The organism is Mycolicibacterium sp. XJ1819, from assembly GCF_053483675.1.
In genome coordinates this window covers 84,653-99,194 of the sequence record NZ_JBEFST010000012.1, presented here as the reverse complement: position 1 = coordinate 99,194, position 14,542 = coordinate 84,653, and the positions used below count along the sequence as shown (strand labels likewise).

The 14,542-nt window shown below is 69.7% G+C and carries 15 protein-coding genes, 1 pseudogene and 1 riboswitch; of the genes and pseudogenes, 8 read left to right on the top strand and 8 right to left on the bottom strand.

Annotated features, from left to right (window positions below; genetic code table 11):
* Positions 1–48: 48 nt before the first annotated feature.
* The 4 genes from ABQE89_RS14985 to ABQE89_RS14970 all read left to right on the top strand — a co-directional run bounded on the left by ABQE89_RS14985 (position 49) and on the right by ABQE89_RS14970 (position 3,442).
* Positions 49–453: a YccF domain-containing protein gene (locus ABQE89_RS14985; RefSeq protein WP_448417848.1), complete on the top strand. Its 405-nt coding sequence runs from the start codon at positions 49–51 to the stop codon at positions 451–453.
* Positions 450–1,499 (top strand): GTP 3',8-cyclase MoaA, encoded by a 1,050-nt coding sequence (gene moaA / locus ABQE89_RS14980; protein ID WP_448417846.1) that lies wholly within the window; start codon positions 450–452, stop codon positions 1,497–1,499. The genes ABQE89_RS14985 and moaA overlap by 4 nt, the downstream gene beginning before the upstream one ends.
* Positions 1,500–1,504: 5 nt before the next feature.
* Entirely contained in the window at positions 1,505–1,753 is a 249-nt protein-coding gene (locus ABQE89_RS14975; RefSeq protein ID WP_448417844.1) for a MoaD/ThiS family protein, read from the top strand.
* A 252-nt stretch (positions 1,754–2,005) separates the two neighbouring features.
* A riboswitch (cyclic di-AMP (ydaO/yuaA leader) is annotated at positions 2,006–2,184 on the top strand.
* A 10-nt stretch (positions 2,185–2,194) separates the two neighbouring features.
* The gene (locus ABQE89_RS14970; protein WP_448417842.1) at positions 2,195–3,442 is read left to right on the top strand and encodes a transglycosylase family protein; all 1,248 of its coding nucleotides are present in this window, start codon (positions 2,195–2,197) and stop codon (positions 3,440–3,442) included.
* A gap of 16 nt (positions 3,443–3,458) precedes the next feature.
* Here ABQE89_RS14970 and ABQE89_RS14965 read toward each other — a convergent pair whose 3' ends face one another.
* The 4 genes from ABQE89_RS14965 to ABQE89_RS14950 all read right to left on the bottom strand — a co-directional run bounded on the left by ABQE89_RS14965 (position 3,459) and on the right by ABQE89_RS14950 (position 5,068).
* Positions 3,459–3,884: a molybdenum cofactor biosynthesis protein MoaE gene (locus ABQE89_RS14965; protein WP_448417840.1), complete on the bottom strand. Its 426-nt coding sequence runs from the start codon at positions 3,882–3,884 to the stop codon at positions 3,459–3,461.
* Complete coding sequence (locus ABQE89_RS14960; protein WP_448417838.1) at positions 3,881–4,357, bottom strand: MogA/MoaB family molybdenum cofactor biosynthesis protein; 477 nt, start codon at positions 4,355–4,357, stop codon at positions 3,881–3,883. Before ABQE89_RS14960 ends, ABQE89_RS14965 begins: the two co-directional genes overlap by 4 nt.
* Before the next feature lies 1 nt (position 4,358).
* Positions 4,359–4,784, bottom strand: coding sequence for a cyclic pyranopterin monophosphate synthase MoaC (gene moaC / locus ABQE89_RS14955; protein ID WP_448417836.1), 426 nt, complete (start codon positions 4,782–4,784; stop codon positions 4,359–4,361).
* A gap of 80 nt (positions 4,785–4,864) precedes the next feature.
* Complete coding sequence (locus tag ABQE89_RS14950) at positions 4,865–5,068, bottom strand: hypothetical protein (RefSeq protein WP_448417834.1); 204 nt, start codon at positions 5,066–5,068, stop codon at positions 4,865–4,867.
* A 57-nt stretch (positions 5,069–5,125) separates the two neighbouring features.
* On the opposite strand from ABQE89_RS14950, the gene ABQE89_RS14945 reads away from it, so the two are divergent.
* Positions 5,126–7,396 (top strand): helicase-associated domain-containing protein, encoded by a 2,271-nt coding sequence (locus ABQE89_RS14945; RefSeq protein ID WP_448417832.1) that lies wholly within the window; start codon positions 5,126–5,128, stop codon positions 7,394–7,396.
* A gap of 8 nt (positions 7,397–7,404) precedes the next feature.
* Complete coding sequence (locus tag ABQE89_RS14940) at positions 7,405–9,054, top strand: DNA repair helicase XPB (RefSeq protein ID WP_448417830.1); 1,650 nt, start codon at positions 7,405–7,407, stop codon at positions 9,052–9,054.
* Here the strand turns inward: ABQE89_RS14940 and ABQE89_RS14935 are convergent.
* Together ABQE89_RS14935 and ABQE89_RS14930 are read right to left on the bottom strand one after the other, a co-directional pair.
* The gene (locus ABQE89_RS14935; protein ID WP_448417828.1) at positions 9,051–9,395 is read right to left on the bottom strand and encodes a cupin domain-containing protein; all 345 of its coding nucleotides are present in this window, start codon (positions 9,393–9,395) and stop codon (positions 9,051–9,053) included. The genes ABQE89_RS14940 and ABQE89_RS14935 overlap by 4 nt on opposite strands.
* 39 nt (positions 9,396–9,434) lie before the next feature.
* Positions 9,435–10,418: an LLM class F420-dependent oxidoreductase gene (locus ABQE89_RS14930; RefSeq protein ID WP_448417826.1), complete on the bottom strand. Its 984-nt coding sequence runs from the start codon at positions 10,416–10,418 to the stop codon at positions 9,435–9,437.
* A gap of 117 nt (positions 10,419–10,535) precedes the next feature.
* Here ABQE89_RS14930 and ABQE89_RS14925 point away from each other — a divergent pair, with 117 nt between their 5' ends.
* Positions 10,536–10,742, top strand: coding sequence for a hypothetical protein (locus tag ABQE89_RS14925; RefSeq protein WP_448417824.1), 207 nt, complete (start codon positions 10,536–10,538; stop codon positions 10,740–10,742).
* Between the two features lie 8 nt (positions 10,743–10,750).
* Positions 10,751–11,089 (top strand): annotated as a pseudogene (locus ABQE89_RS14920) (pyridoxamine 5'-phosphate oxidase family protein); the annotation flags it as partial.
* On the opposite strand, the gene ABQE89_RS14915 reads toward ABQE89_RS14920, so the two are convergent.
* Both ABQE89_RS14915 and ABQE89_RS14910 read right to left on the bottom strand, forming a co-directional pair.
* Positions 11,090–13,237, bottom strand: a complete 2,148-nt coding sequence (locus tag ABQE89_RS14915) for a 3-hydroxyacyl-CoA dehydrogenase NAD-binding domain-containing protein (protein ID WP_448417822.1) — start codon at positions 13,235–13,237, stop codon at positions 11,090–11,092.
* 5 nt (positions 13,238–13,242) lie between these two features.
* A complete protein-coding gene (locus ABQE89_RS14910) occupies positions 13,243–14,454 on the bottom strand; it encodes an acetyl-CoA C-acetyltransferase (protein WP_448417820.1) in 1,212 nt (403 codons plus the stop codon).
* Positions 14,455–14,542 lie beyond the last annotated feature (88 nt).

The following is a 14,542-nucleotide window of genomic DNA, read 5'->3' as shown; positions in this document are numbered from 1 at the left end:
CTCACCCTACGCCCGAGTCGGTAGTCTGAGGCCACCGCTGGAGGGAAGATGCGCCTGATCCTGAATGTCATCTGGTTGATCTTCGGCGGTCTGTGGCTGGCCCTCGGTTACCTGCTGGCGGCCCTGATCTGCTTCGTGCTGATCATCACGATCCCGTTCGGTTTCGCCGCACTGCGCATCGCGTCCTATGCGCTGTGGCCCTTCGGCCGCACCATCGTGGAGAAGCCCGGCACCCGGCCCGGCGCGCTGATCGGCAACGTCATCTGGGTGGTGCTGTTCGGCATCTGGCTGGCCATCGGCCATGTCATCAGCGCGGTCGCGATGGCCGTCACGATCATCGGGATCCCGCTGGCGCTGGCCAACCTCAAGATGGTGCCGGTCTCGTTGGTGCCGCTCGGCAAGGAGATCGTGCCGGTCGATTCGCTCGACACCCGTGTGCGAGGCGCCATATGAGCGTCGTCGACCTCGGCGTGCCCTCGTTCGGTCCGACCGAACCGGCGCCCGCCGACGGCCCGCTCGTCGACACGTTCGGCCGGGTGGCCACCGATCTGCGGGTGTCGCTGACCGACCGGTGCAACCTGCGCTGCACGTACTGCATGCCCGCCGAAGGCCTCGACTGGCTGCCGGGCCGCGAAACGCTGACCGCCGAGGAACTCGTCCGGCTGCTGCGCATCGCGGTGACCCGGCTGGGCATCACCCAGGTGCGGTTCACCGGCGGCGAGCCGCTGGTGGCCAAGCACCTCGAGTACGTCATCGCCGCGACTGCGGCCCTGCGGCCGCGTCCCGAAATCACGTTGACCACCAACGGAATCGGGCTGGACACCCGGGCCGCCACGCTCAAGCGGGCCGGTCTGGACCGGATCAACGTCTCGCTGGACACCGTCGACCCCGCCCGCTTCAACCGCATCACCCGCCGCGACCGGTTGGCCGACGTGCTCGCGGGCCTGGCCGCCGCCAAGGCCGCCGCGCTGGACCCGGTGAAGGTCAACGCCGTGCTCGATCCCGACACCGGCCTCGATGACGCGGTGGCCCTGCTGCGGTTCTGCCTCGCGCACGGCTACCAGTTGCGCATCATCGAGCAGATGCCGCTGGACGCCGGCCACCAGTGGCAACGCGACCGGACGATCAGCGCCGACGACGTGCTGCGGGCGCTACGCGCGCATTTCGACCTGACCCCGGACCCGGCGCCACGGGGATCGGCCCCCGCGGCGCTGTGGCAGGTCGACGGCGGGCCCGACAAGGTGGGCATCATCGCCTCGGTGTCCGATGCCTTCTGCGCGGCGTGCGACCGCACCCGGCTGACCGCCGACGGGCAGATCCGCAACTGTCTGTTCGCGCGCGAGGAGAGCGATCTGCGGGGCCTGCTGCGCTCGGGCGCCGACGACGACGCGATCGAGTACGCCTGGCGGGCCGCGATGTGGACGAAGGCCGCCGGCCACGGCATCAACGACGTCGGCTTCGTCCAACCGGACCGTCCGATGAGCGCGATCGGCGGCTGAGCGTCGTGAAGGTGACGGTGCGGTACTTCGCCGCCGCGCGCGCCGCGGCCGGTGTCGACGACGAGATCCTCGGCGTCGAGGCCGGCACCACGGTCGGGGACCTGGTCGAGGTGTTGAGCGCGCGCGACGCCCACCTGGCCAAGGTGTTGGCGCGCTGCACGTTCCTGTGCGACGGGGTCGCGGTGCGGGATGCGACGGCGGTGCTGGGCGACGCTCAAACGGTCGACGTTCTTCCCCCGTTCGCCGGCGGATAACGGTGATTTCCATCACATAACGAATTGGTCACGGGCTGCTCGGCGGCGAATATGGCTCGACGGCACCTGCGACAACGCGAAAATCTCCTGCGCCTTTAGAGCCCTTTTAATATTTGCCACCATCGGAAACGCCGTTACCGGCAAAAGATGACGTCCCCACGCGGAGCCGTTACGGTCACTCGCAGGCCGACGACCAACGATTCATTCGGCCCGCCGTGCCAGACCGCGCCGAGCTCCATCCGTCGGGCACGCCACAACGACACACCATCTGGATGGAGGCGGGGGACCCACCGGTCCACCGAAAGCAGTAGCAGGACCAGGAGCCAGACCCGGCTCCTTGGGGTGAAGCCGGCGTCCTTCGCGACACCGGCCGGGCAACCTCTCCAGCCCGAACCCGACAGCTGACCTCGCAGGCGCCGACGAGAGGACAGCAACGCACCCATGAGTGGACGGCATCGTAAGCCCACTGCATCGGCTGTAAACGTCGCAAAGATCGCCTTCACGGGCGCAGTCGTCGGCACCGGAAGCCTCGCCCTCGCCGGGCATGCTGGCGCCGCCACCGACGGCGAATGGGATCAGGTCGCCAAGTGCGAGTCCGGCGGCAACTGGGCCATCAACACCGGCAACGGCTACCACGGCGGGCTGCAGTTCTCGCCGGGCACATGGTCCTCGCACGGCGGCGGCGAGTATGCGCCCGCCGCCTATCTGGCCACCAAGGAAGAGCAGATCGCGGTCGCCGAACGGGTGCTCGCCACCCAGGGCAAGGGCGCATGGCCGTCCTGCGGCGGCCCGCTGTCGGGGCACACGCCACGCAACGTGCCGACCGAACCGGAGACCGCCGACGTCGCCGCGCTCAACGGTGAGCTGCCGCCTCCGCCGCCGGTCGACCCGTTCGCACCGCCGCCACCGCCCCCTCCGGCGCCGGTCGACGCGCTGGGCGCCCCGCTGCCCGAGGCGCCCCCGCCTCCGCCGGTCGACCCGTTCGCACCGCCACCCCCACCGCCCCCGGCTCCGGTCGACGCCCCTGTCGACGCGCTGGCCGCCCCGCTACCCGAGGCGCCCCCGCCTCCGCCGGTCGACCCGTTCGCACCGCCACCCCCACCGCCGCCGGCCCCCGTCGACGCCCCTGTCGACGCGCTGGCCGCCCCGCTACCCGAGCCGCCCCCACCCCCGCCGGTGGAGGCCACCATCGAGCATGCGTCCGCGAACTGGGATGTCGCCGAAGAGGTTCCGGCTCCCGGCGAGGCTCCCCAACTGTGGTCTCTGGACGTCGGGGCGCCGCTGACGCCCGCGCCGCTCGATCCGGTGCTGCCCCCGCCCCCGCCGGCTCCCGTCGACATCCCGCAGCCCGCGCTGGATGCGGCCAACCAGGCGGTGTCCGGTGAGCTCCCGGTGGCACCGCCGGAAGGCGTCCCGCACCTCATCGGCCCGGAGAACCTGCCGCCCGGCACCACGATGGACCGCACCCAGGTCGGCACGGACAGCCCGAACGTCTCCTATCTCAAGGAGATCTGGCACGCGATCCAGACCCAGGAGATCACCGGCAAGGACGCGTTGCTGGCGCTGACGCAGCGTCCGCTGACCACGCCGGATTCGCCGGGCGGCCCGCCACCGAACCTCCCGGGTGCCGCGCCGGTCGAGCCGGCACCGCCCGCTCCGCCTGCGCCACCGGTCCTTCCGCCGGCCTAGCCGGCGGCCGCGGGTGTCACGCCGAGTTGACCCACTCCTCGGAGCCGTCGTCGAAGAACTGGTGCTTCCACACCGGTAGCCGGGCCTTGACGGTGTCCACCAGGCGTTGACACGTCTCGAACGCCGCGCCACGGTGGTCGGCGGCGACGGCGGCCACCAGGGCCGCGTCCCCGATCTGCAGGCTGCCGATGCGATGGCTCACCGCGATCGCGCGCACGCCGTCCGATGCGGCGGCGACCTCGTCGGCGATGTCGGCCAGGGTCTGCGCTGCGGTGGGGTGCGCCGAGTAGTCCAACCGCGTCACGGTGCGCCCGCCGTCGTGGTCACGCACCACCCCGGCGAAGGAGACCACCGCGCCCGCGGCGGTGTGCGCGACGAGCGCCTCGTGTTCGGCCACCTCGATCGGCCGCTCGGTGAGTTCGGCGCGCAGCACCTTCCTCATCGGGGATGGTCCTTTCCGGCGAGCTGATCCAGCGCGTGTTCCAGCACGTCGGCGAGCACCGCGAGGCCGTCGTTGACCCCGCCCGGCGAGCCGGGCAGGTTCACGATCAGCGTGCGTCCTACCACCCCGCACACCCCGCGCGACAGCACCGACGTCGGCACCTTCGGCAGCCCGGCCCGCCGGATCGCCTCGGCCAGTCCGGGGATCTGATAGTCCAGCAGGTCGGCGGTGACCGCGGGCGTGGCGTCCGTCGGCGAGATCCCGGTGCCGCCGGAAGTGATGATCACGTCGACGTTTTCGTTGACGGCGGCACGGAGTGCGGCGCCGACGTCGTCGCCGTCGGCGACCACCACCGGCGCGGCGGTGTCGATGCCCCGCTTGGTGAGCCAGTCCACGACGAGCGGTCCGCAGCGGTCCTGGTAGACCCCCGCGGCGGCGCGTGTCGAGGCGACGACGACCCGTCCCGATCTCATGTCATCGCGTCCAGATGCCGGTCTTGCCGCCCTCTTTGCGCAGCACCCGGATGTCGTCGATGCGCGCGGCGGGGTCGACGGCCTTGATCATGTCGTAGAGCGTCAGCGCGGCCACGCTGACCGCGGTGAGCGCCTCCATCTCGACACCCGTGCGGTCGGTGCTGCGCACGGTCGCGGTGATCGCGATGTGCGCGTCGCCGATTTCGAAGTCGACGTCCACCCCGGTCAGCGACAGCTGGTGGCAGAGCGGGATGAGGTCGCTGGTGCGCTTGGCGGCGAGGATGGCGGCCACCCTCGCCGTCGCGAGCGCGTCGCCCTTGGGCAGCCCGCCCGCCGCGATCATCGCTACCACCTCGGAGGTGGTGACCAGCGAGCCGGCCGCGACGGCGGTGCGCTTGGTGGTGTCCTTCGCGGTCACGTCGACCATGTGTGCCGCGCCCGTTTCGTCCAGGTGCGAAAGCCGGCCCCTCCCGGGGGCAGGAACGCCGGCTTCAGCTTCGGACACCGTTACCTGTTGACGACCGTGACGGGGTGTACGTACGGGACGTCGTCGGACGGCCGCGGGATGGCCAGTGTGCCGTAGGGCGACAGTGCGCCGGTCCGGTCGGTGGCCAGTTCGCTGACCGCGTGATCGTCCTCGCCGCCGACCTCGGGCCAGCCCGGGTCGACGTACTGCTTCTTCTGTCGCTTGTTGTCTGCCACGCCTGCCATTCTGGCAAACGGCTCGGGCAAGGGCGACACCCCGGCTCTGCTTTACCCTGGTCAGCAATGACCGAACACTCCCCGGGCGTCCCGTTGGGCGCCTGGCTGGCCGATCTGGACGACGATCGGCTGGTCCGGCTGTTGGAGCTGCGACCCGACCTGACACAACCGCCGCCCGCCACGATCGCGGCGCTGGCGGCCAGGGGCCAGTCGCGGCAGTCGGTCAAGGCCGCCACCGACGACCTCGACTTTCGCCAGCTCGCGGTGCTCGACGCGCTGCTGGTGCTGCACGCCGACACCGCCGCGGTGCCGGTGACCAAGCTCGTCGAGCTGGTCGGGCACCGCGCGTCCGAGGACGCCATCGCCGCTGCCGTCGACGCCCTTCGCGAGCGTGCACTGGTGTGGGGTGACCGCGACGGCGCCGCGGTGCGGGTCGCCGCCGAGACCGCCGGCGGGCTGCCCTGGTATCCCGGCCAGGTCACCGTCGAAGACACCGAGCCCGCCGACCTCGCCGATCGGCTGGCGGCCCTCGACGGGCCGCAGGCCGAACTTCTACAGAAGTTGCTGGAAGGCTCGCCGATGGGCCGCACCCGCGACGCCGCCCCCGGCACCCCCGCGGACCGCCCGGTGCAGCGCCTGCTGGCCGCGGGACTGCTGCGCCAACTCGACACCGAGACGGTGATCCTGCCGCGCGTGGTTGGTCAGGTGCTGCGCGGCGAGCTTCCCGGCCCGACCGAGCTGACCGAGCCCGATCCGGTGGTGTCGACGACGACCGCGGCCGACGTCGACGCGGTCGCCGCCGGCGCCGCGCTCGACCTGCTGCGCGAAGTCGAACTGCTGCTGGCGACGTTGGGCGCCACCCCGATCCCCGAACTGCGCAGCGGCGGGCTGGGCATCCGCGACGTCAAACGGCTGGTGAAGACCACCGGCATCGACGAACGCCGGCTCGGGCTGATGCTCGAGGTGAGCGCCGCGGCGGGGCTGATCGCCGCGGGCATGCCCGAACCCGACCCGGCCGACGGCGCGGGCCCGTACTGGGCGCCCACGGTGGCCGCCGACCGGTTCGTCGAGACCCCGACGGCGGCCAAGTGGCACCTGCTGGCCTCGACGTGGCTGGACCTGCCGGGCAGGCCGGGGCTGATCGGGCGGCGCGGACAAGACGGAAAACCCTTTGCGGCGCTGTCTGATTCGCTGTTCTCCACGGCGGCTCCGTTGGACCGGCGGCTGCTGCTGAACATGCTCGCCGACCTGCCGCCCGGCGCGGGCGTGGACGCCGGCGAGGCGTCGCGGGCGATGATCTGGCGCCGGCCCCGCTGGCATGCGCGTCTGCAGCCGGGCCCGGTCGAGGACCTGTTGACCGAGGCCCACCTGCTGGGGTTGGTCGGCCGCGGTGCACTGGCCACCCCGGCCCGAGCCATGCTGGCCGGCGACCCGCCCGAGGACGTGGTCAAGGCGATGGCCAAGGTGCTGCCCGCCCCGATCGACCACTTCTTGCTGCAGGCCGACCTGACCGTCATCGTGCCCGGTCCGCTGGAACGCGAGCTCGCCGAACAACTGGCTGTCGTCGCCGACGTGGAGTCGGCGGGAGCGGCGATGGTCTACCGCATCGGTGAGGCCTCGATACGGCGGGCGCTGGACACCGGCCGCACCGCGGGCGAACTGCACGCCTTGTTCAAACGGCACTCCAAGACCCCGGTGCCGCAGGGGCTGACGTACCTCATCGACGACGTGGCACGCCGGCACGGGCAGCTGCGGGTCGGCATGGCCGCCTCGTTCGTGCGGTGTGAGGACTCCGCGCTGCTGGCCCAGGCGGTCGGTGCGCCGGCCACCGCGGCGGTGGAGTTGCGGTTGCTCGCACCGACGGTCGCGGTCTCTGTGGCGTCCATCGGCGACGTGCTCACGGCGCTGCGGACCGCGGGGTTCGCACCCGCGGCCGAGGACTCGACAGGGGCGATCGTCGATCTGCGCGCCCGCGGTGCCCGGGTGGCCGGACCGCCGGGCCGCCGCGCCTACCGGCCGCCGCCGCGACCGACGACGCAGACCCTGGGCGCGATCGTCGCGGTGCTGCGCAAGGTCGCAGGCGGCCCGTCGTCGGGTATGCGGCTGGACCCGGCCACGGCCATCTCCCAGCTGCAGCAGGCCGCGCAGAATCAGGACTCGGTGGTGATCGGGTACGTCGACCCGGCCGGGGTCGCCACCCAGCGGGTGGTGGCGCCGAAAAATGTGCGGGGCGGTCAGCTGACCGCCTACGATTCGGCGTCCGGGCGGCTGCGCGAGTTCGCGATCCACCGCGTCACCTCGGTGGTTTTCGCGGACACCCCCGCGCGACCGGGATAATGGACGAAATGACCGACGGCCCCCTGATCGTGCAGTCCGACAAGACGGTGCTGCTGGAGATCGAGCATGAGCAGTCCGGTGCCGCGCGCGCCGCGATCGCCCCGTTCGCCGAGCTCGAACGCGCACCCGAGCACGTACACACCTACCGCATCACGCCGTTGGCGCTGTGGAACGCCCGCGCGGCGGGCCACGACGCCGAGCAGGTCGTCGACGCGCTGGTGACGTACTCGCGTTACGCGGTGCCGCAGCCGCTGCTGGTCGACATCGTCGACACCATGGCGCGCTACGGCCGCCTGCAGCTGGTCAAGCACCCGGCGCACGGGCTGACGCTGGTGAGCCTGGACCGCGCGGTGCTCGAGGAGGTGCTGCGCAACAAGAAGATCGCCCCGATGCTGGGCGAGCGCCTCGACGACGACACCGTGATCGTGCACGCCAGCGAGCGCGGCCGGGTCAAGCAGATGCTGCTCAAGATCGGCTGGCCCGCCGAGGACCTGGCCGGCTACGTCGACGGCGAGAAGCACCCGATCAGCCTGGCGCAGGACGACTGGCACCTGCGTGACTACCAGCAGATGGCCACCGATTCGTTCTGGGAGGGTGGATCCGGTGTGGTGGTGCTGCCCTGCGGGGCGGGCAAGACGCTCGTCGGCGCCGCCGCGATGGCCAAGGCGTCGGCGACCACGCTGATCCTGGTGACCAACACCGTCGCCGGCAGGCAGTGGAAGCGCGAGCTGATCAACCGGACGTCGCTGACCGAGGGCGAGATCGGCGAGTACTCCGGGGAGCGCAAGGAGATCCGTCCGGTCACCATCGCGACCTACCAGGTGATCACCCGCCGCACCAAGGGCGAGTACCGGCACCTGGAGTTGTTCGACAGCCGGGACTGGGGCCTGATCATCTACGACGAGGTGCACCTGCTGCCCGCCCCGGTGTTCCGGATGACCGCCGACCTGCAGTCACGGCGGCGCCTGGGCCTGACCGCCACGCTGATCCGCGAGGACGGCCGCGAGGGCGACGTGTTCTCGCTGATCGGACCCAAGCGCTACGACGCGCCGTGGAAGGACATCGAGGCCCAGGGCTGGATCGCGCCCGCCGAGTGCGTCGAGGTGCGGGTGACGATGACCGACAACGAGCGGATGCTCTACGCCGTGGCCGAACCCGACGAACGCTACAAGCTGTGCTCGACGGTGCACACCAAGATCGCGGTGGTGAAATCGATCCTGGCCAGACACCCCGGCGAGCAGACGCTGGTGATCGGCGCCTACCTCGACCAACTCGAGGAACTGGGCGCAGAACTCGACGCGCCGGTGATCCAGGGGTCCACCAAGACCGCCGAACGCGAGGCGCTTTTCGACGCGTTCCGCCGCGGCGAGGTCTCCACACTGGTGGTCAGCAAGGTCGCGAACTTCTCGATCGATCTGCCGGAAGCCAGTGTGGCCGTTCAGGTTTCGGGCACCTTCGGATCACGGCAAGAAGAGGCGCAACGGCTGGGCCGGCTGCTGCGCCCCAAGGCCGACGGCGGCGGCGCGATCTTCTACTCGGTGGTTTCGCGCGACAGCCTGGACGCCGAGTACGCCGCACACCGGCAGCGGTTCCTCGCCGAACAGGGCTACGGCTATGTCATCAAAGACGCCGACGACCTGCTTGGCCCGGCGATCTAGGTATGCGGCCCAACGCTTTTCGCGACGGTCAATAACACCACCGAATCCTCGATCGCCTGCAGACCGTGCCGGGTGCGCGGGATGACGATATGGTCGCCCGCCGATCCTTCCCAGGTGTGCTGCGCGTCGGTCACCGTGACCCGGCCGTGCAGCACCTGCAGCGTGGCTTCGCCGGGGCTCTCATGCTCGTCGAGCTCGTTGCCCGCGGTCAGCGCAAGCAGCGTCTGGCGCAGCGAATGCTCATGGCCGCCGTAGACGGTTTCCGCGGAGCGCCCGCTCTTGGCTGCGCGGGCCTTCTCGAGGTGCTCGCGCGCCACTGCTTTCAGTGAGATCTTCTCCATACCGGTGCTCCTTTTCAGACGATGCCGGCGAAACGGCGCTCAACTCAATGCGGGGATGACCTCGCGTTCGAAAAGTTCGATCCCCGACCGGTCATAGGCCGCCTCGGGACAGTAGAGGATGGCGTACTCACAGCCGAGGTCACGCATCCTGGTCAGCTTCTCGATGATCTGTTCCGGTGTGCCGCTTGCCGATTCCGGCGCGGCCACGGTGCTCAGCATGGCGTCGACGGCGGATTCGTCGGCCACCGCCACCTGGCGCTCGCGCAGCCGCGCCACCCGGTCGGCGACGTCGGTCTCGGACTCGCCGATCACCGCGTTGAAATTGGCCGAGCGCACGATCGCGTCGTAGTCGGTGCCGACGTCGCGACAGTGCGCGGCCAGGACCTGCGACTTGTGCGCGAAACCCTCGGGATCGGAGGTGAAGTTGGTGTACTGCGCGTAGGACGCCGCGATGCGCAACGTCACCTTTTCGCCACCGCCGGCGATCCACAGCGGGATCTCCTGCAACGGCTTTGGCTCGACGATCGCCCCGTCGGCCTCGTAGTGCTTACCGGCGAAGGTGACCGTGCCGTCGCGCCAGGCGGTCCGCATGATCTGCACACCCTCGTCGAGGCGGGCCAGTCGTACCCCGGCGGAGGGAAAGCCGTAACCGTAGGCGCGCCATTCGTGTTCGTACCAGCCGCCGCCGATGCCCATCTGCACGCGGCCGCCGGAGATCACGTCGACGGTGGCGGCGACCTTGGCCAGATACACCGGGTTGCGGTAGCTCATGGCCGTGCACATCTGGCCCAGCTTGATCCGGGAGGTCGTCGCGGCGTACGCCGATATCAGCGACCACGCCTCGTGGGTGGCCTCGGTGGTGGGCACCGGGACGGTGTGGAAGTGGTCGTAGACCCACAGCGAGTCCCACGCCGAGTTGTCGGCGTACGCGGCGAGGTCGCGCATCACCTGCCAGTGCTTCTCAGTGGGGATGCCCACCAGGTCGAGTCGCCAGCCCTGCGGGATGAACAGTCCGAAGCGCATGTGATGGGACTCTATGCGACGCCACCGCGGCAGGGCAGGTGGCCTGCCCCGTCACCGGCCTGTATGGTGTGGCTCACACACAGGCAGAAATTGTGATGTGAGCCACAGGAGGTAGTGGTGGTCCGCGATCGATCCGCCGGAGTGGACCGGCATCCCGCCCGTGGGGGCGTCGTCGGTGTCAGGTGGCCGTTGGTGCTGCTGCTGGCCCTCATCGCGATCGCCGCCATCGCCGGCATCGTGAGCACCGCGGCAATGGGTCAGACCACGCTGTCGATCGCGATCGGCCTGGTCACCATGGCGTTCTTCTCTCGCGTCGGCGCATAAGCACCAGACCGCTGACCGTTCCCATCTGGTACCAGTACAGCCCGGGCGGGGAGTCGTGGGTGCTCACCGGAAACGGTTCGCGCAAGCACCGCCTGATCGAGGCGCAGGGCGAGTTCACGTTGATGGCCCAGCGACTCGAGCCGACGGTCCGCTATGTCGCGGTCGACGGCCCGGTCAGCCGCATCGAAGCGGGCACCGACGATCAACTCGTCGAGCTCACCAGGCGCTACCTTCCCCCGGAGGCGGTCGACACCTACCTGGAGTTCGCCCGCCGCGAGCACGGCGACAGCGTGGCGATCTTCCTGCGGCCACAGCACTGGCTGTCGGCCGACCTGGGGTCGGTTTGATCAGCTGGTCAGCGACGCCGGCGGGGTGAACCGCTCGCCGTAGCGGGCGGCCAGTTCCTTGGCCCGCGCGACGAACGCCTCCTTGCCGCGGCCGGCCGGTCCCTCGTAGCCGACGATGAACTGCGCGCTACCGCCGGTCCACGGCGGGAAGCCGATGCCCATGATCGAGCCGATGTTCGCATCGGCGGTCGAGGTGAGCACGCCTTCGTCGAGGCACTTCTGGGTCTCCAGCGCCTCGGCGAACAGCATCCGGTCGATCATGTCCTGCAGCGGAATGTCGCTGCTGCCGGACTTGAACGTCTCCCGCAGCCCTGGCCACAGTCCGGTGCGCTTGCCGTCGACGTACTCGTAGAAGCCGGCGCCCTTCAATCGGCTGGGCCGGCCGATCTCGATCATCTTGTTGACGACGGCCTCGGCCGGGTGCGGCTGATAGGTCTGGCCCGCGGCCTCCGCGCCCTTGCGGGTCTCGGTGGCGATCTTGGCCATCAACTCGAGGTTGAGCTCGTCGGACAGTTGCAGCGGCGGGGCCGGGTACCCGGCCTGCGAACCCGCGGCTTCGATGCTGGCCGGCGCCACGCCCTCGCCGAGCATGGCCAGCGCCTCGTTGACGAACGTGCCGATGACGCGGCTGGTGAAAAAGCCGCGGCTGTCGTTGACGACGATCGGCGTCTTGCCGATGGCCAGCGTGTAGTCGAACACCCGGGCCAGCGCCTCGTCAGAGGTCTTCTCGCCCTTGATGATCTCCACCAGCGGCATCTTGTCGACGGGTGAGAAGAAGTGGATCCCGATGAAGTCCTCCTGGCGCTTCACCCCGGTCGCCAGACCGGTGATCGGCAGCGTGGAGGTGTTGGACCCCAGTAGCGCGTTGGGCTCGACGATGTCCTCGATCTCCTGGAACACCTTGTGCTTGAGTTCGGAGTTCTCGAACACCGCCTCGATGACGAAGTCGACGCCCTTGAGGTCGGCGGCGTCACCGGTCGGCGTGATGCGATCGAGCAGCGCCTTCGACTTCTCCTCGGTGGTGCGGCCCCGCTCAAGCGCCTTGGCCTCGAGCTTCTCCGAGTAGCCCTTGCCCTTCTGCGCGGCCTCGAGGCTGACGTCCTTGAGCACCACGTCGAAGCCGGCCTTGGCCGAGACGTAGGCGATGCCGGCGCCCATCATGCCCGCGCCCAGCACGCCGATCTTGTTCGGCCGGCTCTGCGGAATGCCGTCGGGCCGCGACCCGCCGCCGTTGATGGTCTGCAGGTCGAAGAAGAACGCCTGGATCATGTTCTTGGCGACCTGGCCGGTGACCAGCGAGGTGAAGTAGCGGCTCTCGATGCGGCACGCGGTCTCGAAGTCGACCTGTGCGCCCTCGACCGCCGCGTTCAGAATCGCCCGCGGTGCAGGCATCGGCGCGCCCTTGAGCTGCTTCTTCAGCAGCGCCGGGAACGACGGCAGGATGCTCGCCAGCCCCGGGGAGCTCGGCGTACCGCCGGGCATCTTGTAGCCCTTGGCGTCCCACGGTTGGGTGTGCGCGTCCGGGTTGGCCTTGATCCATGCCTTGGCGGCGGGCACCAATTCCTCGACGCTGCCGACCAATTCGTCGACCAGCCCGATCTCCTTGGCCTTACCCGGCTTGAAGCGGGTGCCCTGGCTCAGCACCTCCATGAACGCCTGCTGAATGCCGAACATCCGCACGCTGCGGGCCACGCCACCCGCGCCGGGCAGCAGGCCCAGCGTCACCTCGGGGAAGCCGAGCACGACGCCCTTGACGTCGGCGGCGATGCGGTGATGACACGCCAGACAGATCTCGAGTCCACCGCCCAGTGCCGCGCCGTTGATCGCGGCCACGACGGGCTTGCCCAGCGTCTCCAGCGCACGCAGGTCACGTTTGATGCCCTCGACCTCGTCGAAGACCTCGCCGGCGTTCTCCGGTCCGGTCTGGATCATGCTCTTGAGGTCGCCGCCGGCGAAGAAGGTCTTCTTCGCGCTGGTGATGACCACGCCGGTGATCGAGTCCTTCTCGGCCACAAGGCGCTCGACGGCCTTTGTCATCGACTGTTTGTAGTGCTCGTTCATCACGTTGGCCGACCCGGTCGGGTCGTCCAGCGTCAGGGTGACGATGCCGTCGGCATCCTTGTCCCACTGAATGGTGTTCTCTGCCATGGAAGTTAAACCCTCTCGATGATGGTCGCGACACCCATGCCGCCGCCGACACACAGTGTGATCAGCGCGCGACGCGCACCGCGGCGCTCGAGCTCGTCGACCATGGTTCCGGTGATCATCGCGCCGGTGGCGCCCAGCGGGTGGCCCATCGCGATGGCACCGCCGTTGACGTTGAGCTTCTCGTCGGGGATGTTCAGGTCCTTTTGGAACTTCAGCACCACCGACGCGAACGCCTCGTTGAGCTCGAACAGGTCGATGTCGTCGACGGTCAGCCCGGCGCGGTCGAGCACCTTGCGGGTGGCCGGTGTCGGACCCGTCAGCATGATCACCGGGTCGGCGCCGCTGGTGGCGGTCGCGACGATGCGGGCGCGCGGCGTCAAGTTCTGAGCCTTTCCCACCCTTTCATTGCCGACGAGCACCAGCGCGGCGCCGTCGACGATGCCCGAGCTGTTACCACCGGTGTGCACGTGGTTGATCTTCTCGACGAAGTGGTACTTCTGCAGCGCCACATCGTCGAAGCCGCCCATCGCGCCGATGCCGTCGAACGCGGTCTTGAGCTTGCCCAAGCCCTCCAGCGTGGTGTCGGGACGCATATGCTCGTCGTGGTCGAGGATGACCAGGCCGTTCTGGTCACGCACCGGCACAACGGATTTGGCGAAGTAGCCACCCGACCACGCCGCGGCCGCCTTCTCCTGGGAGCGCAGCGCGTAGCGGTCGACGTCCTCGCGGGAGAAGCCCTCGATGGTCGCGATCAGGTCGGCGCCGATGCCCTGGGGCACGAAACCGACGCGGTAGTTGGTCTCCGGGTCTGCGGCCCAGGCGCCACCGTCGGACCCCATCGGCACCCGGCTCATGGACTCCACGCCGCCGGCGAGCACCAGGTCGTCCCAGCCGGACCGCACCTTCTGCGCGGCGGTGTTGACCGCCTCCAGCCCTGAGGCGCAGAACCTGTTGAGTTGCACGCCGCCGGTGGTCTCCGGCAGGCCCGCCGCGATGGCCGCGGTGCGGGCGATGTCGCCGCCCTGGTCGCCGACGGGCGAGACGACACCGAGGATCAGGTCGCTGATCAGGTTCTCGTCGAGGTCGGGGTGGCGCCGACGGATCTCGTCGATCAGGCCCGTCACCAGGTTGATCGGCTTGACCTCGTTGAGCGCGCCGTTCTTGTTCTTACCGCGAGGCGTACGGATGGCCTCGTAGATGAAGGCTTCTTCGGACATGAAGATTATTCCTGTTCAGGTTGGTTATCGGGGGCCGTGACCACAGGGGTGGCAGTAATCCTCCGACAGCAGCGTAACAGGCCTCGGC